This is a genomic window from Kamptonema sp. UHCC 0994, assembly GCF_029167235.1.
Lineage (GTDB): Bacteria > Cyanobacteriota > Cyanobacteriia > Cyanobacteriales > Microcoleaceae > Kamptonema.
The window spans coordinates 1-21,823 of sequence record NZ_JARFTR010000049.1; the positions used below are offsets into that span (position 1 = coordinate 1).

The window sequence follows — 21,823 nt, forward strand, 5'->3', positions numbered from 1 at the left end:
GCGGTAACAAACCGCCCAGAGGGCGGCGTTACGAGAGAAGTGCGTAAGTTCTGTAAAATTTATTTCATCTAGGAACAACCAATAATATCCAACAACCTCCATTTAGTAAAGCTGTCAAAACTGCACAGATAATAACACCTTTCATCAATCCCCATTGCTGCTTTATTTTCATCAAAAAAATCAGAGGAATTGCATAGACAATTTGCCACAAGCCAATAGAAGCGGGGATGAAGAAAAAATTATAATTGCGATTGAAAAATGGCAAATAAGAAGACAAAAATACCAGTGCAGTTAAAGTTAAACCGTGTATTAACACTAAGATGATAATACCTAAAACAATCCCTAAAATCTCATTTCTCCGCACCATAATTTATATTTTCCTACTTTTAATTCGACCGATTAGTAACTAAATGATGCCCAGCACTTCCCTCGCGGTAAAACATATTAAACGTATCAAATGGAATAATCCTTCCATCTGGGTGTACAATATGAATACAAGACCGTTTCACAGAGCGCACGTCAAAGTTAAACGGATCGAGAAACTGGACAATTAACACCCGAAATACATTTTCATAGGTAATTCCATCGGGAACCGCCATCATCGGTAAACAGCACAATAACTGTTTTAAAGATGTTGCTGCTGACTTCGGAGAATGGCTAGTGGAAAATAGCTCAAAAATCTTACTTTTGAGTTCTTCATTCTGCTCGTAAAGTACGCTATTCGGCATCATTTTCACATAAGCATCTGGGTCAATCATACCAGTTAACGGTATCACTTTACCATTTAACTTGAGTGCATAAGCCATTGCCAAGCTGTCGGGATGACAGGGAACTGGGATAATATCTTCTGGTTTGAAATAGGGACTTTGCTGCAAAATTGACCGCCGAACTTCTGTTAGGGTATACAGCATATTCCAGGTGAATGAAGTACAGTAGCAGAACTCTTAGTCAACTAACTACTTAGATCGATGAAATTGTGTGTACCACATATATATGGAATATGCTGTATCTATCTCGTTTGGGGTCGAATTGTTCTAATCTTCCCGCTACCTGTATCGGTTGGAATGTGACACCCCGAACGCATTTTTGCTGTAAGGCATATTCGATAATTTTGCCAATTTCACGATCGTTTAAACCTTTTTTGACAGTGACAACTAAGGTAGTAGAAATATTATACTCATTTAGGTTAGTAATAGCTCTTTCTCTTACTTCTCTTAAATCTACCCCTCGCAACTCCTCCAATGTGGATTTCTCAAAGCTATCAAACTGCAAATATATCTCAATTCCAGGCATATATTGACTGAGGCGTTCGCAAAATTTTCTATCTTTAGCAATTCTCACACCATTTGTATTAATCATTAAGTGCTTAATTGGCTTACTTTTCACCAAATCCATAACTTCAAAAAACTCTGGATGAAGAGTGGGTTCGCCACCGCTAAGTTGTACAATTTGCGGTTCCCCTTCATTAGCAACCACCGCATCTAACATCATTTCAATTTCTGCTAAACTGCGATGTAATCTGGATTGATTAGAATGAGGTGAAATTTCTTCAATCCCAGAGTCAGCATAGCAAATCGGACAGGAAAGATTGCATTTATCTGTTAATTCTACTAAAGTTAAACAACTATGTTGTTCGTGATCGGGACAAAGGCCGCAGTCGTAGGGACAACCGTATTTAATTGGTGTATTAAATTTAAGTGGCATATCTCCAGGTTTGATAAATTCCTGGGTTAATTTATAATAGTCAATATCGTCAGCAATTAAGACTTCTTCCTGTCCATGAATGAGACAATGCTTAACTAGATAAACGCAGTCATCGCGAAAGATAATCTTTGCCTCAACTTTAGTTAAGCACTTAGAGCAAACGCTGTTAGTTAAGGCATAAAATAGATAAGGTCGAGTAGGCATAAGATTCAGTATTTAATATTTTATAGTTTGAGTTTGGAAATAACAATTAAATAACTACTGCATTTCGTATGTAGTTGCGCTTCAGCGCTCTTTCTTGCCTAGTTCTACTTAGCGCTAAAGCGCAACTACATACCTTTGAATAAACTATTTAATGCTCATTTCTAAGCTGTTAGCAGGTTGGGTAAACCTAAACAGATTTCCAAGACTACGACGGTAATAAACTAGAGCTAGAAGACAAGCAATTTGAATTGCAGTCATACCTAAAAATGGGTGAAAATCTGGCTTGATGAAATCAATTATAAACCGAAAGCCTAAATAGGCGATCGTGTAAAATTTAAAGAGTTCGCCTTCTTGCCTTTGATAACGGCTGCGGATGCGTAAAAATGCCATCAATACCAGTAAGAATATAATCTCATACAATTGGGTGGGATGTCTATAAATTCCATCTCCAAAATCTACACCCCAAGGTAAATTAGTTGCAATACCGTAAGTGCGATCGCTCAATCCTGTCAGAAAACAACCAATCCTTCCGATAGCAGTTCCTACAATCAAAGGATAGACGAAAACATCACCAGTGGAACGGGTAACACCTATGATCTTTTTTGTTAATTCCACGACAATTAAGCCGCCAAGTATTGCACCAACTACAGTTTTTCCCTGAATGAAAAGCAAAAGGAATTGCTGCCAATTTTGAGGTAGTAAATCGAGATGTTGTAGTAAAACTAGGAATTTTGCTCCTACTAAAGCACCTACCATACCACCTACGATAACAGAAGTTCGCTCAGTGGGTTTAATTGTATCTTTGCGACTATTAAGGATGACGAGGCGAAAGGCGATCGCGTAGGCTAGAGATTCAAATAAAAAATGAGGATGAATTTGGAATGAACCGATCGAAAAATAAACTGGAAATATCATATTTGTTAGTTGTTGGTTGTTAGTTGTTGGTTGTTAGTTGTGGGGAATTTCTTTTAGGACTTACGCACGCCGGACTAGAAGCTGCATTTATTCCTAGATACCTCGTTTTCAAATCTTCATTTTTCATGGAAACCCAATTTCTTTGCGTAAATCCTGTTCTTTCTTCCAACTAATAACTAACAACTAAGCATTGCCGATACTTTCTGCTTTCTTCCTTTCTAAAATTATCATTTCAGAGCCAATTACTGGACTACGAGCGATAAGTTTGCCTTGGGAGTTGGCGATTTCTAGTTTTCTGAATTCAAGTTTTTGCGATTGTTTAAAGATTTGGCTAGCCAACTGGTTTTGTTCGCTTTCAGGAAGATTATACCAATCATCTCCAACTTTAACAGTTAAAAGACTGCTGAAAAAATTAACCTGGATGGATTCAACCAAACTGTTATTAAATTCATGGGTGAGTTCATCTACTTGGTTTTGAATTGTGGCAATAAAATTTTGTTCTGGTGTTAGTTTTGGTGGCGATGGCGGAGTAATTTCTATTGTTTTTGTTTCTTCAGAGACGATCGGTTCTTGCAAATTTGTTGCTGTTGGTTCTGGGGATGTAACAATGGTTATTTCAGAGGATTCTGGGGATGGGATAACTACTATTTCAGGGGATTCTGGGGATGTAACAATGGTTATTTCAGGTGACTCTGGGGATGGGATAACTACTATTTCAGGTGACTTTCCAGATAGGAGGGTTAGTGTTGTACCGATCGCGACGATCAAAATTGCTGCGATCGCGCTGCTTAAAACTGTATCGGACAGCTTTTGATCGATCGAGGCGGGTAGAAGCGATCGCACAAACTGGACTACAGTAAGCCAAGCTGAACTGAGTTTGTCCAACAGGCTGCGATCGAGTTTTGCGGAATCCTGGGGAGTTTTAGCCGCGTTTTGAGAAGTGGCGATCGGCTGTATCTCTGGCTGAGGCTGTTCGGACTGTGGTTTTTGTGGTTGGTCTTCTGACATTTTCTTAACCTCCTGGCGGTATAAATATGCTTAAATGCGATAGATTTTTACGTGAGCTATATCTCTCAGCCTTAATTTATCATTTCATTACTTCTAACTGAATCAAAATGAGTATCAAACGCCGTCAATTTTTAATTTTAAGTGGCCTGAGCGCATTAAGTGTGACGGGACTGTGGAAAATACTTAAGGCTCAAATTGTTGAGGGTGCTAGTCCCGCTGCTAGTTTGGAGGGAGAAGGTGCGATCGCGCAGTTACCCACCACCCCGCCGATTTTGCGTTTTATCTCCGTCGCAGACACGGGTACTGGTGCTGAAGGCCAGTATCGGGTAGCCAAGGCGATGACGCGCTATCATCAACAAAATCCTTTTAATTTGGCGATTCTCGCGGGTGATAATATTTATAATAACGGTGAAATCGAGAAAATTGGCGCGGTATTTGAGAAGCCATATCAAGATTTATTACAGCAGAACGTTAAGTTTTACGCTTGTCTAGGAAATCACGACATTCGCACGGCTAATGGCGACTTTGAAGTTAAATATCCCGGCTTTAATATGCAAGGACGTTACTATACTTTTCGGCGGGGAAAAGTACAGTTTTTTGCTTTAGATACTAATAGTAACGCAGATTGGAAAAATCAGCTAATTTGGCTGAATAAAGAATTAAGTCAAAGTGATGCACCTTGGAAAATAGTATTTGGTCATCATCAGATTTATTCATCTGGGCTTTATGGAGTGAATAAACCATTTGTTGAGAATTTAACGCCGCTTTTTCAAAAGTACGGAGTGCAAGTTTATATTAACGGCCATGAACATGATTATGAAAGGACTCGTTCGATTAATGGGACAACTTATTTAATTTGTGGTGGTGGCGGTGGTACTCGTGCGGTGGGGCGTTCTGAATGGACGGAATATTCGGCTTCGCGGTTGAGTTTTGCAGCCTTTGATGTTTATGATGATAGAATGTTTGTGAGTGGGATTGGGACGGATAATCGGGTGTTCGATCGGGGTGTGGTTATGTTGAAGTCAGTTTAGTTTACAATGGAACTAGAAATTTACTTAAAGCTAGGAAAATATTGATTTACTTGAGTAAAACTCGCATTTTTGTGGCACTATTCCCTAAATTTTGAGCAATAGTTATAAGACGTAAGCGTTACGGATACTTTTATTGCGTAACTCCTAACTTAATTACTGTAAACTAGCTTCAAGAGGACAAATAATAATGAGTCAAGGTGGTAGAGCAAATCGTGCTGGAAAAGTTTTAGAAAGTGCTGTAGAAGGAGCTTTAAAGGGACATGGATATGTTGAAGTAGCTTCTGATTTAAAGAAAAAGGAGCGATTAGCATATCTTGTTGTAGACTCCACTAATATACCAAAGCGATATGCAAGGCAAGTTCATCTTGGGAAAGGAATTTATGGAACAGATATATATGTAGAATTTTATATTATTGGTTGTCCGTCAATTCCCTCTATAATAATTGAATGTAAATGGCAACAAGTCGGTGGTTCAGTTGATGAAAAACTGCCTTATGTCAATTTAACAATTCAGAATTGTTATCCTGCTCCGGCTGTTGTCTTAATTGACGGTGGAGGGATGAAACCAGGTGCAATTGCTTGGCTAACTCAACAAATTAACTTCAATCAAAATCTACTAGCCGTCCATACGATGTCTAGTTTTATTGTTTGGGCTAACAACAATTTGTAAGGCTAATTGTAGTGCTAACAATGATTAATTATAATTAGTCAGAAGTTATTAAAACTTCAGCAACTTTTCCCCGAAGCTTAGCATTAGAATTAATCGCCCTTGCTGCTAATATAGGCTTAATTTTAAATCCACTATACAACTCTCGAATAAACTCACAATCAGAATTAGACAGCAGCACTTTTACATTTCTCCTAGCAAGTTCTACAAAAACATCTCTCAACCTAACTTGATCCTGTTCAGTAAAAGAATCACGACTATAAGAGGTAAAATAACTGGTATCATTGATTGGAAAATAGGGCGGATCGAAATAAACAAAATCTTCCGCACTATTAGCATACTTCAACACATCTTCAAAATGTCTATTTTCAATAGTCACTGATTTTAATAAAGCTGATACTGAACGAAGTAAATCGGCATTACAAATCCTAGGATTTTTATATTTACCCATCGGCACATTAAATTCACCTTTTGAGTTTTCTCGATATAAGCCATTAAAGCAAGTCTTATTAAGATAAATCAACCGCGCCGCTCTTTCTATCTTAGTTCCTTGAGGATACGATCGCACATCATAATAATACTCTTTATCATGCCTTGATTCATGTTTCTTTAAACAGGTAATCAACTCCTCAACATTATCTCTAACACAGCAATAAGTGTTAATCAAGTTAGCATTAATATCCGTTAAAACTGCCGGTTTAGGTTGTAAATGGAAAAACACAGCGCCACCACCTAAAAAAGGCTCATAATAATTTGTAAATTGCTTAGGAAAATACTTTGAATATTGAGGAATCAACCTACTTTTCCCCCCGGCCCATTTAAGAAATGGACGCGGCAAGACTTGAGATTTAGAAGAACTTAACATTGATATTTAATAATTGCTCTATAATACTTATCACAACTACAAATTATCATCTCTGCGCCTCACTGGTTCGACACAAAAACTAAATGATTATACCACGTAAGGAACAATTTAGCGGTTGCCTAATCGGTCAGTGCCTTGGCGATGCAGTCGGCTGTCGAGTTGAAGGTTTCCCCCCAGAAGTCTGCCAAAATTTCGTCAACTACGAAGTCAAAATCAAACATATCAAAGATCGCGATCGCTTCGGCTTCCCCTTTGGACAATACACCGACGACTCCCAACTCGCCCGCGAACTCCTCCAAAGTTACCTCGCCTGCGGTCAATTTGACCCCAGTGACTATGCTAACCGCATAGCTGCTATTTTCGCAGAAGACCGTATTGTTGGGCGCGGCAGCTCGACAGCAGAAGCCGCAATGCGGCTCATCGGGGGCGTGCCTTGGCAAGAAGCGGGAACCCCTCCCCCTAATGCTGGCAATGGTAGCGCCATGCGAGCCGCACCGATTGGGTTAATGTTCTACGACGATCCTCAAGCACTTATTCAAGCCGCCTGCGACCAAGGACACATCACTCATCAAGATTTGCGGTGTTCGGCGGGTGCTGTCGCGATCGCTGGGGCCGTCGCGATCGCACTTCAATCTCAAGCTATCGAACCTCAACCATTCCTTCACCAGCTTAGCGACTGGGCAGCACAGGTTGAGCCGTCTTTTGCCGTTTTGCTCAAAGATTTAGTTTCCTGGGTGGAATTGCCGCCGGAGGAAGCCGTAGAATTGATTTCTAGAGCGGGACTGCCGCCAAACTATGGGCAAAAATGGCCGGGAATTTCGCCCTTTGTCGTCGGTAGCGTGTTGTGGAGTTTGTATGCTTTTCTGCGATCGCCTCAAGATTACTGGGAAACTATCTGCACCAGTATAGCTGTTGGCGGCGACGTAGACACAACAGCAGCAATGGCAGGAGCCATCAGCGGTGCATATCTCGGCCTAGAAGTAATACCAACAGAACTAGCAGAACATTTGACAGATCGATACACTTGGGGCTGCGATCGACTTGTCGAACTGACCAACAAATGTTACCAGTTAAAGATGAAACTATGAATGTTTAACTAACCAAAACAATGCAAGAATTTTTTGAGAATGTCTCTCGCTATCCACGATACTTCATCACGATCACTCTAGGAATCTTCTTTTTCCTGTTTGAGCAACTGAGACCCCTACTGAAAAACCCCGTCAGCGCGATCGCTCTCATTAGCTTCATCATCGCCGCATTTATGTTTGTAACTTTTACCCTCCGTGCCATGTTAGGCCTGAGTACAGTTTAGCAGAAGCAGAAGCAGAAGGAGGGAAAATGCCAACAGAAGATAATTTCCATTTTTACCTTTAACTCCCTCCTTATGTTATCAAAGTTACCGTAAAAAAGATTCCATTTATGTTAAACCCTTAAGCAAGGTTTTGATTGGAAAGAAAAAAAGGAAAAATAAGATGGCGATCGCAACAGCAAAACGGCGAGAAAGGTTAGATAGCTACTATCAGCAAATCAAAACCGTCATCCTCAAACGTCAAAACCCAATCACGGGTTTACTACCAGCCAGCACAGCAATTAACGCTCACGGCGACTATACCGATGCTTGGGTACGAGATAATGTTTACAGCATCCTCGCCGTCTGGGGTTTAGCTTTAGCTTACCGCAAACTTGATGACGACAAAGGCAGAACATTTGAACTAGAACATAGCGTAGTCAAACTAATGCGAGGATTACTCTTCGCCATGATGCGACAAGCTCATAAAGTAGAAAAATTTAAAAATACTCAATTGCCCTTAGATGCTCTACACGCTAAGTACAATACTCAGACTGGAGATATTGTCGTCGGCGATGACGCTTGGGGACATTTACAATTAGATGCTACATCCTTATTCATATTAATACTAGCACAAATGACGGCTTCAGGCTTACACATTATCTTTACAATAGATGAAGTTAATTTTGTGCAAAACTTAGTCTATTATATTGGCAGAGCTTATCGCACTCCCGACTATGGAATTTGGGAACGAGGAAATAAAATTAATCATGGCAGTGCAGAATTAAACGCCAGTTCCGTAGGTATGGCAAAAGCAGCTTTAGAAGCTATTAACGGCTTAGATTTATTCGGAGTTAGCGGCTCTCAATCCTCCGTAATTCATGTTTTACCAGATGAAATTGCCAGAACGCGAGTGACATTAGAATCTCTCTTGCCAAGAGAATCTAGTTCAAAAGAAGTAGATGCAGCATTATTGAGCGTAATTAGTTTTCCCGCCTTTGCAGTTGAAGATATGGAATTAATCGAGCGAACAAAAAACAAAATTATCGACAAACTCCAGGGAAAATACGGTTGCAAACGCTTTCTCAGAGACGGACACCAAACAGTTTTAGAAGATAGCGATCGCCTCCACTACGAACCTAAAGAACTTAAGCAATTTGAGCATATCGAATGCGAGTGGCCGCTATTTTTTACCTATTTGTTACTTGATGGGATATTTCAGAGAAACGAAGAACAAGTTAAAGAATATAAACAACATTTAGAATCTCTACTTGTCGAGCGAGATGGTTGCAGATTACTCCCAGAATTATATTATATACCAGCAGAAAGTATTGAAGCAGAAAAATTAAATCCTCATAGTCAAAAACGCTTGCCAAATGAAAATATCCCCCTCGTTTGGGCCCAAAGTTTATATTTTCTTGCTCAGTTATTAGACGAAGAATTAGTCGCTATTGGCGATATTGACCCCCTAGGACGACATTTATCTATTTGTCATCATCGAGAGCCTTTAGTACAAATTGCCTTATTAGCAGAAGATGAAGATTTACAAGCAGAATTAGCTGCTCATGGTATCGCCACCCAGACCCCAAAACAAGTAGAACCAATACAGGTACGCCAAGCCAAAGAACTCTCTGGTATTTATACACAAATTGGTCGTAATGACCAATTAGGTTTAACAGGTAGACCCGTGCGAAGATTGCGGACTTTAACAACTTCCAGAGTATTTAGGATTCGGGGAGAAACGATTGTTTTTCTGCCTTCATTTTTAGACCAGCAAGAATTTTACCTCACCCTTGACTATCATTTTTTGGTAGCTGAAATTAAGAGCGAATTGGCTTATATTAACCGTCATTGGTATCAGTTAGGTCGTCCTCTAGTAACGCTGATGCTAACTCATACAATGCTAGAAACTGGTAGAGAAGCACTGTTAGAGTTGATGAAAGAACTGCGTGACGGACACTGCAAATATACCGCCGTAAAATTGGGTCAAATCAATCAGTTAATCCTGACTGCTGGTGTTGAAAGGATGGATTTTCTGCACGATTTTGGATTTTCCCAGTCTCCAGTTCAAGGTGCATTTCCCCTGCGGTATCATTTGGGTTATAATCCCGATCAGACTGGGCCATTAAGCCATACCCAAGAATTTAAGTTAGAGTGCGAAACCAATACAAAATTATTGCTTACCAGTTTGCGAGGTTCCGAGAATTTATATGAACAAATTGAGCTATTACATACCTTAGTTCGCCTCAAAGGACTGAATTTTAATACTGGATTCGGAGGGCCAGGAGAGGCCGTGACAGTTGCAGATTTGCTGAATGAAGTTTATCTTAAAGCTAGCAGCGATTCTAAATCCAAAATATATTGGGCCGTAGTCCGCCATGCGGCCGGTTTGCTGAATAAAGTTGATATTAGTTTATCCGATGCAGTAACGGATATTTTAGTACGCGGTAAGTATGTTACAGTAGGAAAAGCTTACAGTGAAGATTCTGTAATTTTGCGACCGCGTTCTTACACAGAAATTATGGATAAAATTCGGCATTTCTGTGGGGAAGATATTCGAGATCGCGTTCTTACTCAAGAAATTCTGATTTACTTCGGTTTGCTAATTAAAGCGGAACCAAAGTTATTTAAAGGCTTGTTAACACTCAGAGTTAGCTATTTTATTTTACTGATTGCTACCGAATTAGCTCGCGATTTAGGGATTACACAGAATGAAGCTTACGAACATTTAATGCAGTTAAGTCCCTTTGAAATCAAAACTCGCTTGCGGCAAGTTTTGACAGGCTATGAAGGCATGAATGAAGTGCTAAGACAGCAGGAATCTTTGCACGTCAAACAACCGGAAAAAAATATAGAATGGGTGGTATTACCAACTTTACTATCACCAGAAACAAACTTAGGTGGGTGGCGAAGACAGCGGCAAATGTCGGGTGCAGTTAATCGCGTGCCCAAAGATTTTTATCCCAGTGTTTGGGAGTTATTGCGACATTGCAAGGGTTTGGTAATTGGTGATAAATTGGAGCGAAGAAATCGCCTAGATAGCGAACCAATTTTAGCAGAAATGACTCCGGGAGAAAAGAATTTTGCTCTACAAGTCGAGCATTTATTAAATAAAATTGGTGCGCCTGAGTATCGACAAGTTAATATTGAAGCCTTGATGGAATTGGCGGCTATCGCGCAGCGGAACCCGGAGTTACAAATCGAAGAATATATCGTTTTGGATATATTAATTGGTCATGCAGTGCGGCTTAGCTGGTTAGATCGACATCCAGAAAGGGTAGATGAGTATGATGAGGATAAAGCGGCGGCATGGAACGCTTTTTATGATACTTCACCTTATGTTTGTGCGAGTCACATTTTAAGTGCTTTCCGATTTTTAACAGAGTTTGGAGAAGTAAGTGCGGTTTAAAAGTATGTAGTTGCGCTTTAGCGCTAAAGCGCAACTACATACAAAATGCAGTTAACAATTTTCTTCTATTTACGATCGCACAACAGGCGATCGCTTTTTTCCACTGCTATATTCGTCCGCAAATAATCCCCCACGCGATCGCACCCATAACTCAGTAAATCCAGACTCAGAATTTGCTGCACATTCCACAAAATCAGCGTATTATCCTCACTAACGGAAGCCACAAACTTCCCATCCCCACTATAAGCCACTCCGCGAATCGCCGCACTGTGACCTCTGAGAGTCGTTAATTCCGTACCGTCAACCTTCCACAGCTTAAGCGTATTATCCACACTCCCAGAAGCGATAATCTTACCATCAGGACTAAACGCTACCCCCCACACCGCAGCAGTATGACCTTCGAGAGTTCTCAATAATTGACCATCAACTGTCCAAAGCTTAATCGTATTATCTCCACTGCCAGAAGCCAGCATCTTACCATCAGGACTAAATGCTAATCTCCACACAGATGTAGTGTGACCTTTGAGGGTTTTATACAACGTGCCATCAAGCCGCCATAGCTTAACTGTACCATCCCCGCCTGCTGAAGCAATTAGCTTACCATCGGGACTAAATACCACTTGCCAAATTGGAGCATGATGTTCTGTTAGGGTATGCAATAAAGTACCATCGCGCCGCCAAAGTTTAACCGTATTATCTTGACTTCCAGAAGCGATCGTTTGACCATCAGGACTAAAAGCAATACTAAAGACTGTCGCGCCATGACCTGCTAAAGTTGTCACCAAAGAGCCATTGCGATCCCAGATTTTCACCGTATTATCGTTTCTGGCAGAAGCAATTAACTGGCCATCTCTACTCAGTGCAACAGCATAAATCGCGGCGGTATCTCCCATCAAAGTCTTGAGTAATTTACCTTCGCGACTCCAAAGCTTAGTAGTGCCATCCTCGCTACCAGTAGCAATGATATTGTTATCAGCGCTAAGTGCGATCGCCCAAATCCCAGCTTTATGTGCAGTAATAGTCCTTTTTAATGGGTTTTGACTTTGCCACAGTCTGACAGTATTTTCTGCACCAGCCGAAGCAATAAACCTGCCATTGGGACTCCAAGCTATCCCCCAAATTCCGGCACTATGACCTCTAAATGTTGTCAATTCTGTGCCATCAATATTCCAAAGTTTTACCGTTTTATCTCGACTTGCAGAAGCAATAATCTGACCATCTGGACTAAAAGCTATTGAGGATATTACAGCAGTATGACCTCGGAAAGTTTGTAATAAAGTACCATCAAGTTTCCATAACTTCACCGTTTGGTCTCCACTGCCCGAAGCTATAAGTTGACCATCTGGACTAAAAGCGACTGCGGATATTACAGTAGTATGACCTCGAAAAGTTCGTAGGGGCAGTGCCCCCGTGCCTGCCCCATCCCGCTTCCAAAGTTTCACCGCTTGGTCTCCACCTCCAGAAGCGATAAGTTGACCATCTGGACTAAACACTACTGAAGATACCCCACCAGTCTGACCTTTAAGAGTTCGTAGGGGCGGTGCCTCTGTGCCTGCCCCGTCACGCTTCCAAAGCTTAACTGTATTATCCATACTGGCAGAGGCAACTGTTTGACCGTCAGGGCTAAAAGCCACTCCCCACAACCCAGTATTATTAGTCTGGATGGTTTTAATCAAAGTACCATTTCGATGCCAAAGTTTAACAGTTCCATCATCACTTGTAGAAGCAATAAACTTACCATCAGGGCTAAATTTAACCGATCTAACAATTGCCTGATGACCTTTGAGAGTAGCAATTTCTGTACCATCACTTCGCCAAATTTTGATTGTTTTATCGACACTTGCTGAGGCAATAAACTTACTATCAGGACTAATATCTACTGCCATAGCAGCGGCTTTATGTCCCGACAAACGGTTGTATTCATCATTCTCATAAACCGCTTGCCGCAATACATTAATAACTTGATTCTGAATCTTTGTGTCTGCTTTGCCTAGTTGTTGCAGTTTGCGTTTAGCTTTAATCGCTTCTATCAGTGCATCTAAGCGCCGATTTGAGGCAAATAATCCATCAGAAGAAGATGCCAGCGCTTGAATTTCGCTAATTCTTGCTTCGCGTTCGCTAATAGATGCTCTCTGGTATTGAAAATAACTTGTCACCCCTAAAATGCTGGCAATTAGCAATGCGATACTAACTACAAACAGGAATAATTTTTGTCGTTTTGTAGCTGTTTTTTCTTGAATTAATCGCTTATGTTCTTCTGCCAGTCGTGCTTCAACTTCTTTAGTACGTTCAGCCTCTAAAACCATTTGCACTTCTCGCCTATCCAGTTCAGCACTAGCAGCTAAAAACTGATAGTCTAGGTTACTCAAGCTTTTTTCCTGCGCCCAAATTTGGGCATCTTTCAGCGCTTTTCCGCGCAATAATCGAGAATAATCTGTTTGCTGTGAAGCAATCCAAGCATCAAAGGCTTGCGAGTAGGGCCGCAGTTGCCCCAATTGTTTCTCTACCCATTCTATGTTAAAAACTTCAGCATAAATTCTGTTTCTTACCTGCAAATAACCATTATTTTTAACTACTAATCCCGATAGCAATAGTTCGATTTGTTCGGGCGAGTCATCGGTTAATACCCCCCCTAGCCCCCCCTTACTAAGGGGGGGAGCCGATAGCCTCCCCTTAGTAAGGGGGGGAGCCGAAGGCGGGGGGGTCAGAATTTGTTGATAGATTCCGAGTAATCTGCCTGCACGTTGTTCGTTGCAAATAATCCGATCTTTTATGGTCTTTAAATGCTCAGGCTCATCCTGAGATTCCCACTTATTAATAATATTTTCCCGCACTAAACGATCTACCCAAAACTCCTCCGTTCCTACTGGAATTGTTGCCAATTTTGTCGGCGTAGATTGAGTTGCTAGGTATGCCAAATAACACAGTTTTTGCGTTAGGAATGGCTGCCCAGAAGTCCAAGTCAATATCTCTTTGAGAATAGCTTGATAATTAGTGACTACACTTGTCAATCCCGCTGCTAATGGTTGGGCTTCGTGTAGTTCAAATCCTCGTAAATTTATGGCTCTACCAATATTAAACGGAGTCCGATTTTTATCAGCAATTAAATCGCTAGGTGTTGCCACTCCAAAAATTGCAAAGGTAATCCGATTATACTCTGGATTAATGGCTCTTTGATTATAGCAAAAGCGAATTAGGGCGAAGAAATCATCGACGGGGAAATCTAGACTGAGAATGCTGTCAATTTCATCAATAAATATAATGATGCGCTCTTCAGGAAATCTGACTAATAGAATATCTTCAATAAAATGACTCAATCTTTGCAGAAATGAAATATCTTCTTCATCACGCCACCAAGTTTTTAAATTAACTTGTCCTAAAAGATTGAAGCCGCGCCACAAATCGGCAACCATTCCTTTATACCACTGTAAAGGAGTGATATTTTCGCTACCGATGCGAGTCATATCGATGGTACTGCATTGGAAATTTTCGGCTTGAAGTCGGTGCAAAGTGCGAACTAATAGGGAAGATTTGCCCATTTGCCGCGAGTTGAGAATATAACAAAACTCGCCAGCTTTTAAGGCTTCATAGAGTTCGTAATCCGCTTGTCTGACTACGTAGGTAGGTGCATCGTTGGCGAGACTACCGCCAATTTGGTATGTAACCTTAGTCATGCCGTTTATGGATTAATTTGAAATAGAAATAATTTTAGCATCTAAAAATTTAGTTTAGAAAGTTTTGCGAACTAAAATACTGGCGGTACAACTCGCAACTCAAGGTACAGCGGTTATTATTGATATGAATTAACCCCATGCTATCTAACTTAGAAGCAACTATGGGATCTAATTCAACACCATATTCTGATTTTACCACTTGTTTAAGTGCTATCGCTAATTCTGGATACTCTTGTAATGTCACCCAAAAACTGCGTAAATAGTCTTTATAAATTCCCGCCATTGTGGGAGCTTCTTGTAGTAGCATATCTAGTGTTAAACTATTTTGACAGAGATGGTAAAGAGCGAGCCGTACTAGATAAGGATGTCCCCCCACCATTGCCATCAGCCACTTAGCATCTGGGCTATCTGTCCAATCCAGTTCGTGACGCTTTGCTAAAGAAAGTATCTGCTCTTCTGTAAAATAGGGTAATTGCAGCGGTAAACCGACATTAAAAGGCGATTCTGAGAGCCTTAAAGAAATATAAATTTCTGTGGAATGAAGGACGATTAACCGCAGTTTTTGCAGGCTTTCAACCCGCCTTGCTTCTTCGTGCCAGCTTCGCAGTAGCGGTAAAAACTCTCTGGCAATTTTCGGATACTCAAAAATCCGATTGACTTCATTTAAGGCTAAGACAAGGGGGCTATCTATTTCTGCTAATATATATTGTTGTAAATAGATAGTACAACTTACTTTACTCCCCATATCTTCATCCCAATAATCATCTAATAGAGGTGGTAATTCTAGGTGACGGCTGATGTTGGCACAAAACCAGCGCAAAAATTTATCTAGGTTGTCTAAAACATTTTCTTCTGCTTGTTGAATATCTAAACTTACTGTTCGGTAGCCAAGAGAAGTAGCACGATCTAAAATTCTTAATAGGAGAGAACTTTTACCCATCTTCCTAGGAGCTTTAATCCGCAAGACGCTTCCAGGTTTAACAATCTCTTTATACGCAAGTTCTTCAATTAGTGGATGATGAATATAAAATGGCGAACTAAGCGGTACTGGAGAACCGGGAAATTCTAAAGGCGTTACCAAGCATTTTTTGCGGGTAAATTCTTGAATTAACTCTCGTTCCTCATCTGTCAGGGAACGAGATTCAAAAGAGGAGCGAAAGTTTGATTTGCTAATTGGGATGTCGGCAATTTCGGAGAGAAATTGCCATAAGCATGAAGCGATATTTCTAAGGTAATGCTCTCCGTAATGAGAGACAGATGCGATATTTGCATAAGTTTTTCCTTCCCAAACTTGGCGGAGAATGATTTCTTGTACGGGATGCAAATCTTTTTGCAATTTGGCGCGAGTTAGCTGTAGTACATCATCTATTGTCATAAGCTGCAATTAGCTCGTAAATATAATGTTTCTAGTTATTATCCAAGTTAAACATCTAAAAATAGTAACATTGTTTGAGAAAATGATTTCATTACTGTTCATCGATCGCAAATTTGAGAGCGATCGCGCTCCATTTCAGGGTGATATACATACTTTGTTTGTTTTGTCAATGTCTAAATTGCCAAATTTTTCATAGAGGCTAGCGCTTCCATATTGAAAGGAATCTGCGATCAATTCTGCTTGCTTAATTATCAAAATGTCATATCGGTGTCACATCTTACAGTAAAGCCACAATTTAAGAGGTGACAATTAAGATGGTTAAGCCTGAGTCAATTTAAGTTAATATAAATTTAGTTATATTTTAACATCTTTGCATCTTACTTGCATCTTAGCGCTCGCAAGTGTTAACTAGAAAAACTGCACTCATTCACTTCTTAGTATCATCAGGTTTTTTATCCTCAAGAAAAACCCCTCTAAACAATATTAGCAAATAAAAGGGTTTATTCAATGGAAATGGTTCATGGAATGTTTTCAAATTATTTCATTCCTCACGGTCATTGTTACCTGTGGAAGCCAGGATTGGTGGGACTGCACGTTCTCTCTGATGCTCTGATTGCCGTCGCTTATTTTTTGATTCCCCTCACCCTGATTTATATCGTCAAGAAGCGAAAAGACGTGCCTTTTGACTGGGTTTTCATGTTGTTTGGCTCTTTTATTATCTGCTGCGGGATTACCCATATTATGGAAATATGGACGCTATGGCATCCTAATTATTGGTTCTCTGGTTTTCTTAAAGGGATTACGGCACTGATATCGTTGTGTACAGCAGCAGTGCTGGTGGAACTAATCCCAAAAATCTTAGCTATCCCCAGTCCCGATCAATTGGCGGCGGCAAATTTGGCTTTACAAAATGAGATTGGAGAGCGAAAACAAGCTCAGGAAGCACTTTCCCAATTAACCCTAGAATTGGAAAAACGGGTACAGGAAAGGACAAATGCTTTAGAATTAACCAATGAACTTTTGCAACAGGAAAATCGCGATCGATCCTTGGCTGAAAATTCACTGCGGCGCTCTCAAGCTAAACTGCTAGAAAAAACTGAGCAGCTAGAAAACACTTTGCAACAACTCAAATCGACCCAAACTCAACTGGTACAAACTGAGAAAATGTCTTCTTTAGGACAAATGGTAGCTGGTATTGCTCATGAAATCAATAACCCTGTTAACTTCATTTATGGTAATCTCACTCCGGCTGGGGAATACATTCAAGACCTTTTAGGATTGATTAAAGTTTATCAAGTTTGTTATCCTCATCCTGCACCAGAAATTCAAGATAAGATTAAGATAATTGAACTCGATTTTATTGTAGAAGACTTGCAAAAAATCTTTGCTTCCATCAAAATTGGAGCCGAGCGCATCAAAGAAATTGTTAAATCTTTACGCACCTTTTCCCGCTTAGACGAAGCCGACATGAAAGATGTAAATATCCATGAAGGCATCGATAGCACTTTAATGATTTTGCAGCACCGCTTGAAAGAACAACCAAACCGTCTGCCTATTCAAGTGATTAAAGAATATGGAGATTTGCCTTTAGTGGAATGTTACGCTGGACAACTAAATCAAGTATTTATGAACATTATTTCTAATGCTGTTGATGCTTTAGAACAGCTAGATCAGCACGAGCAATCATTCAAAGACAATTGGCAACAAAATTCCCATAACCAGTTATCAACTATCATTTGTCCAACGCTAACAATTCACATCCGCACGCTTATAGTTGAAGGTAAGTGGGTGCAAATTCAAATTACTGATAATGGCATTGGCATAGCTCCCGACGCAATGCCTAAACTCTACGATCCGTTTTATACGAGTAAACCTATCGGTTATGGTACGGGGTTGGGACTAGCCATTTCTTATCAAATTATTAAAACCCATGAAGGTGATTTATGCTGTATTTCTGAAGTGGGAAGAGGTACTGAGTTTATCATTAAAATTCCTCTGAACTCAAGAGTCTGCGAACAAGCAAGCTGTGCAAAAAAAGTTTTGGTAAAGCAATAGTATTTGGAGGTTTTCGGGTTATGTATGGTGGTGCATACTAATTAAAGAACAGTTGTATAATGTAGTCATTGTTTGACTCGATATTATCTACAAGCAAATATTATGTGGGAAGTAGTCAAAAACATCTTCGATCCAACTCAGTATATGCCGCACGGTAACTGCTATCTGTGGCAAACGCCTCTGGTGTGGATGCACGTAACCAGCGACTTGTTAATCGCTCTCGCCTACTACTCAATTCCGGCGATGCTAATTTATTTTGTCTTCAAGCGACGCGACGTTCCTTTTTTAGCAATATTTGCTTTATTTGGTGCATTTATTATTCTTTGCGGCACAGGTCACTTATTAGAAATATGGACACTGTGGCATCCTGCTTATTGGCTATCGGGGATTGAAAAGGCAATTACTGCACTTGTCTCTTTTTACACAGCCGGATCGATGGTAACACTCTTGCCACAGTTTTTGTCATTAAAAACTCCCCAAGAATTAGAAGCAATTAATATCAAATTGCAGCGAGAAATAGTTATCCGTGAAGATGCAGAATTAGCTCTGCGCTATGCCTATGAAGATTTGGAAAATAAAGTGCTAGAGCGCACCGCAGAATTGAAAAAAACTAACGATTACTTAGAAGCAGAAATTAGAGAAAGAATTAATGCAGAATCTGCTTTGAGAGAAAGAGAAATTCGTTTAACAGAACAACAAATTGGCTTGCTAGAACTAGCAAAAAGTGACCGCATTTACGAAGGAAATATCAGTGATGCCTTGAAAGAAATCACCCAAATAGCAACCCGCACCTTGAATGTTGAGCGTGGCAGCGTTTGGCTTTACAGGGAAGATAAATCAGCAATGTGTTGTGCCGATCTTTACGAATTGACGGCTAAGCAACATAGCTTTGGTGCAGAACTAAAGGCTACTGAATATCCTAGTTATTTCCAAGCTATAAATGCAGAACAGGCGATCGCAACGATTGATGCTAACACCGATCCGCGTACTCAAGAGTTTAGCCAATCTTATTTGATTCCTTTAGGCATCTCCTCCCTGTTAGATGTTCCTATTACCCATCAAGGGCACGTTGTGGGCGTAATTTGTTTGGAACATCAGGGGACACCAAGAAATTGGACGCTCGATGAACAAAACTTTGCTAGCTATTTAGCACAGATGACAGCTTTAGCAATGGAATCTCGCGAGCGCAAGGAAGCTGAGAAAGAATTGCGCTCTGTTACCGAACGATTGCAACATTTACTTGCTGCGACTCCAGCAGTTATTTTTAGCTGCAAATTAGATGGAAATTATGACGTAACCTTTGTCAGCGAAAACGTTGTTTCTTTAATTGGCTATGAAGCACGAGAACTTGTTGATGGTTCCCTTGATTGGCATAGCCTTGTTCACCCTGAAGATCGAGAAATTATCGATACTGCATACGAAAAGCTATGGGAAAAAGAGTCGATCTCTTACGAATACCGGGAACTGCACAAAAACGGTAAATATCGGTGGATCTACGATGAGGTTAAGCTGGTCAAAGATGCTGCTGGCATCCCTGTGGAATGTGTTGGCTATGGAGTAGATATTACCGATCGCAAACAGGCGGAAGCAGCTTTGCAACAGCAACTCAAAAGGGAACGGCTTGTTAATGCCATTCAAGAGCGAATTCGTTCCTCTCTAAACCTAGAAGAAGTGATGACAATGGCTGTGGACGAAGTACGCAAGTTTTTGTCAACCGATCGCACAGTTATTTACCGATTTAACGAAGATTGGAGCGGATTTATAGCCGTCGAATCAGTGGCAGCGGGTGTGATGGCGATTCAAGGAATTGATATTAACGATCCTTGCTTTCGAGAACGCTACATTTCTATTTATGAGCAGGGACGTATTCGTGCGATTGACAATATTTATACGGCAGATATTTCAGAGTGCCACGTTAATTTACTCAACCAGTTTGAAATTAAAGCCAATTTAGTTGTTCCCATTTTACAAGGAGAAAATTTATGGGGTCTGCTAATTGCTCATCACTGTCGCAGTCAAAGACACTGGCACTCTTCGGAGATAGAATCTCTCAGGCAAATTTCTGTACAACTAGCAATAGCCATCCAGCAATGCACGCTGTTTGAACAAGCCAAAACTGAAATTGCCGAGCGTAAATTGGCAGAGCAAGCGTTACAAAAAGCTGTAGTCGCCGCTGATGCAGCTAACCTTGCTAAAAGCGAATTTCTCTCTTCTATGAGCCATGAATTGCGTACTCCCCTGAATGCAATTCTGGGATTTAGTCAAGTGATGGTACGCGATTCATCTCTAAAAAATGAACATCAGCAACACCTACAAATTATTAATCGTGCCGGCGAACATTTGCTTTCGCTAATTAATGACATTTTGGAAATGTCCAAAATTGAAGCAGGCAAAAGTCAGCTTAATGAAGGCAGTTTTAATTTGATCCGCCTGCTAGAAACTCTAGAAGAGATGTTCCGGTTGAAAGCCGAATCTAAAAAATTAGAACTAATTTTTGATTTGGGTAAAGACTTACCGCAATTTGTTAATGGAGATGAGGGAAAATTGCGCCAAGTTTTGATTAATCTTGTAGGAAATGCGATCAAATTTACAGAGATGGGTAGCGTTACCTTACGAGTGAAACTAAAGTCAGACGCTGATATATCCTCTAGTTTTCTTCCGATTCAATTTGAAATTGAAGATACTGGCCCCGGCATTGCAGCAGAAGAGATGAATAAGTTATTTGCACCCTTTGAGCAAACAAAAACAGGTCAGAAATCTCAACAGGGAACTGGGTTAGGTTTACCAATTAGCCGTAAATTTGTACAAATGATGGGAGGCGATATTAGCGTTACCAGTACCCTTGAATTTGGTAGTAAATTTGCCTTTGATATTGAAATGGATCTAGCCGATCCGAGCGATGTTCAAATGCTTAAACCGCAACGCAAAGTAATTGGTTTAGCGCCCGATCAACCAGAGTACCGCATTTTAGTGGTTGACGATCGCGCAGATAACTGTCTAGTCATAGACAGATTATTGTCCCCCCTAGGTATACTCGTGCGAGAAGCTAGAAATGGTGAAGAAGCTATTGTTATATGGGAGGATTGGCAACCGCATTTGATCTGGATGGATATGCAGATGCCAGTGATGAATGGCTATGAAACCACAAAACAAATTAAAGCTCATCCTCTTGGAAAACAAACCATTATTGTCGCTCTTACTGCTAGCGCTTTTGAAGAGGAAAGAAAAACCATTTTAGCTGTAGGCTGCGATGATTTTATGCGTAAGCCCTTCCAGGTAAATATATTATTTGCTAAAATGGAAGAACTTTTAGGAGTGCGCTACATTTACGAAGAACCTATTCCTTCAAAACCAAACACGGAAATGGAGAATGAAATAGTTTCCAATAATCAACCTATAGAATTGCAACTATCCCAAATGTCTCCTGAGTGGGTGGAAAAAATTTATGATGCTGCTAACGAATGTTGTGACGATAAAATTCTCCAGTTGATTGAGGAAATGCCTATAGAAATTTCGTCAGCCGCACAAACTCTAACTGCTTTAGCCCAGGATTTCCTATTTGATGAAATCATTGAGTTGGCGAAGTTAGCACTTGATTTACAGAGGGGATAATGCAACTTACTGTTAA

Annotated in this window: 16 protein-coding genes; 8 read left to right on the plus strand and 8 right to left on the minus strand. The window is 40.4% G+C overall.

Annotation, left to right across the window (positions count from 1 at the left end; translation table 11 throughout):
- Positions 1-64: 64 nt before the first annotated feature.
- From PY364_RS04940 to PY364_RS04960, 5 genes are all read right to left on the minus strand, one after another.
- A complete protein-coding gene (locus PY364_RS04940) occupies positions 65-367 on the minus strand; it encodes a hypothetical protein (protein ID WP_275521041.1) in 303 nt (100 codons plus the stop codon).
- 19 nt (positions 368-386) lie between these two features.
- On the minus strand, positions 387-911 hold the full coding sequence (locus tag PY364_RS04945) for a hypothetical protein (protein WP_275521042.1): 525 nt from the start codon (positions 909-911) through the stop codon (positions 387-389).
- Positions 912-960: 49 nt separating this feature from the next.
- The gene (locus PY364_RS04950) at positions 961-1,908 is read right to left on the minus strand and encodes a radical SAM protein (protein WP_275521043.1); all 948 of its coding nucleotides are present in this window, start codon (positions 1,906-1,908) and stop codon (positions 961-963) included.
- 144 nt (positions 1,909-2,052) lie between these two features.
- Positions 2,053-2,823, minus strand: coding sequence for a prolipoprotein diacylglyceryl transferase family protein (locus tag PY364_RS04955; RefSeq protein ID WP_275521044.1), 771 nt, complete (start codon positions 2,821-2,823; stop codon positions 2,053-2,055).
- Positions 2,824-3,006: 183 nt separating this feature from the next.
- Positions 3,007-3,831 carry a hypothetical protein gene (locus PY364_RS04960; protein WP_275521045.1) on the minus strand — a complete coding sequence of 275 codons (825 nt, stop codon included), beginning with the start codon at positions 3,829-3,831 and terminating at the stop codon, positions 3,007-3,009.
- A 107-nt stretch (positions 3,832-3,938) separates the two neighbouring features.
- Between PY364_RS04960 and PY364_RS04965 the strand changes: the two genes are divergently transcribed.
- Both PY364_RS04965 and PY364_RS04970 read left to right on the plus strand, forming a co-directional pair.
- Entirely contained in the window at positions 3,939-4,862 is a 924-nt protein-coding gene (locus tag PY364_RS04965; RefSeq protein ID WP_275521046.1) for a metallophosphoesterase, read from the plus strand.
- Positions 4,863-5,049: 187 nt separating this feature from the next.
- Complete coding sequence (locus tag PY364_RS04970; RefSeq protein WP_275521047.1) at positions 5,050-5,532, plus strand: PD-(D/E)XK nuclease superfamily protein; 483 nt, start codon at positions 5,050-5,052, stop codon at positions 5,530-5,532.
- Between the two features lie 34 nt (positions 5,533-5,566).
- Here the strand turns inward: PY364_RS04970 and PY364_RS04975 are convergent, their stop codons facing one another.
- Positions 5,567-6,394: a DNA adenine methylase gene (locus PY364_RS04975; protein ID WP_275521048.1), complete on the minus strand. Its 828-nt coding sequence runs from the start codon at positions 6,392-6,394 to the stop codon at positions 5,567-5,569.
- Positions 6,395-6,477: 83 nt separating this feature from the next.
- Here PY364_RS04975 and PY364_RS04980 point away from each other — a divergent pair, with 83 nt between their 5' ends.
- The 3 genes from PY364_RS04980 (at position 6,478) to PY364_RS04990 (ending at position 11,091) form a co-directional block, all read left to right on the plus strand.
- Positions 6,478-7,482: an ADP-ribosylglycohydrolase family protein gene (locus PY364_RS04980; RefSeq protein WP_275521049.1), complete on the plus strand. Its 1,005-nt coding sequence runs from the start codon at positions 6,478-6,480 to the stop codon at positions 7,480-7,482.
- 20 nt (positions 7,483-7,502) lie between these two features.
- Entirely contained in the window at positions 7,503-7,706 is a 204-nt protein-coding gene (locus tag PY364_RS04985; RefSeq protein WP_275521050.1) for a DUF751 family protein, read from the plus strand.
- A 160-nt stretch (positions 7,707-7,866) separates the two neighbouring features.
- A complete protein-coding gene (locus PY364_RS04990; protein WP_275521051.1) occupies positions 7,867-11,091 on the plus strand; it encodes a glycoside hydrolase family 15 protein in 3,225 nt (1,074 codons plus the stop codon).
- Between the two features lie 65 nt (positions 11,092-11,156).
- Here the strand turns inward: PY364_RS04990 and PY364_RS04995 are convergent, their stop codons facing one another.
- Both PY364_RS04995 and PY364_RS05000 read right to left on the minus strand, forming a co-directional pair.
- Complete coding sequence (locus tag PY364_RS04995; protein ID WP_275521052.1) at positions 11,157-14,765, minus strand: AAA-like domain-containing protein; 3,609 nt, start codon at positions 14,763-14,765, stop codon at positions 11,157-11,159.
- Positions 14,766-14,814: 49 nt separating this feature from the next.
- Positions 14,815-16,140 carry an AAA-like domain-containing protein gene (locus PY364_RS05000; protein ID WP_275521053.1) on the minus strand — a complete coding sequence of 442 codons (1,326 nt, stop codon included), beginning with the start codon at positions 16,138-16,140 and terminating at the stop codon, positions 14,815-14,817.
- Positions 16,141-16,165: 25 nt separating this feature from the next.
- On the opposite strand from PY364_RS05000, the gene PY364_RS05005 reads away from it, so the two are divergent.
- The 3 genes from PY364_RS05005 (at position 16,166) to PY364_RS05015 (ending at position 21,807) form a co-directional block, all read left to right on the plus strand.
- Complete coding sequence (locus tag PY364_RS05005) at positions 16,166-16,336, plus strand: hypothetical protein (RefSeq protein ID WP_275521054.1); 171 nt, start codon at positions 16,166-16,168, stop codon at positions 16,334-16,336.
- Between the two features lie 311 nt (positions 16,337-16,647).
- Positions 16,648-18,195 carry an ATP-binding protein gene (locus PY364_RS05010; RefSeq protein WP_275521055.1) on the plus strand — a complete coding sequence of 516 codons (1,548 nt, stop codon included), beginning with the start codon at positions 16,648-16,650 and terminating at the stop codon, positions 18,193-18,195.
- A 102-nt stretch (positions 18,196-18,297) separates the two neighbouring features.
- A complete protein-coding gene (locus tag PY364_RS05015; protein WP_275521056.1) occupies positions 18,298-21,807 on the plus strand; it encodes a GAF domain-containing protein in 3,510 nt (1,169 codons plus the stop codon).
- Positions 21,808-21,823 lie beyond the last annotated feature (16 nt).

What these genes read in the sequence shown, in the direction of transcription:
- PY364_RS04940 (WP_275521041.1), bottom strand. Translation starts at nt 367, where the DNA reads ATGGTGCGGAGAAATGAGATTTTAGGGATTGTTTTAGGTATTATCATC.
- PY364_RS04945 (WP_275521042.1), bottom strand. Translation starts at nt 911, where the DNA reads ATGCTGTATACCCTAACAGAAGTTCGGCGGTCAATTTTGCAGCAAAGT.
- PY364_RS04950 (WP_275521043.1), bottom strand. Translation starts at nt 1,908, where the DNA reads ATGCCTACTCGACCTTATCTATTTTATGCCTTAACTAACAGCGTTTGC.
- PY364_RS04955 (WP_275521044.1), bottom strand. Translation starts at nt 2,823, where the DNA reads ATGATATTTCCAGTTTATTTTTCGATCGGTTCATTCCAAATTCATCCT.
- PY364_RS04960 (WP_275521045.1), bottom strand. Translation starts at nt 3,831, where the DNA reads ATGTCAGAAGACCAACCACAAAAACCACAGTCCGAACAGCCTCAGCCA.
- PY364_RS04965 (WP_275521046.1), top strand. Translation starts at nt 3,939, where the DNA reads ATGAGTATCAAACGCCGTCAATTTTTAATTTTAAGTGGCCTGAGCGCA.
- PY364_RS04970 (WP_275521047.1), top strand. Translation starts at nt 5,050, where the DNA reads ATGAGTCAAGGTGGTAGAGCAAATCGTGCTGGAAAAGTTTTAGAAAGT.
- PY364_RS04975 (WP_275521048.1), bottom strand. Translation starts at nt 6,394, where the DNA reads ATGTTAAGTTCTTCTAAATCTCAAGTCTTGCCGCGTCCATTTCTTAAA.
- PY364_RS04980 (WP_275521049.1), top strand. Translation starts at nt 6,478, where the DNA reads ATGATTATACCACGTAAGGAACAATTTAGCGGTTGCCTAATCGGTCAG.
- PY364_RS04985 (WP_275521050.1), top strand. Translation starts at nt 7,503, where the DNA reads ATGCAAGAATTTTTTGAGAATGTCTCTCGCTATCCACGATACTTCATC.
- PY364_RS04990 (WP_275521051.1), top strand. Translation starts at nt 7,867, where the DNA reads ATGGCGATCGCAACAGCAAAACGGCGAGAAAGGTTAGATAGCTACTAT.
- PY364_RS04995 (WP_275521052.1), bottom strand. Translation starts at nt 14,765, where the DNA reads ATGACTAAGGTTACATACCAAATTGGCGGTAGTCTCGCCAACGATGCA.
- PY364_RS05000 (WP_275521053.1), bottom strand. Translation starts at nt 16,140, where the DNA reads ATGACAATAGATGATGTACTACAGCTAACTCGCGCCAAATTGCAAAAA.
- PY364_RS05005 (WP_275521054.1), top strand. Translation starts at nt 16,166, where the DNA reads ATGTTTCTAGTTATTATCCAAGTTAAACATCTAAAAATAGTAACATTG.
- PY364_RS05010 (WP_275521055.1), top strand. Translation starts at nt 16,648, where the DNA reads ATGGAAATGGTTCATGGAATGTTTTCAAATTATTTCATTCCTCACGGT.
- PY364_RS05015 (WP_275521056.1), top strand. Translation starts at nt 18,298, where the DNA reads ATGTGGGAAGTAGTCAAAAACATCTTCGATCCAACTCAGTATATGCCG.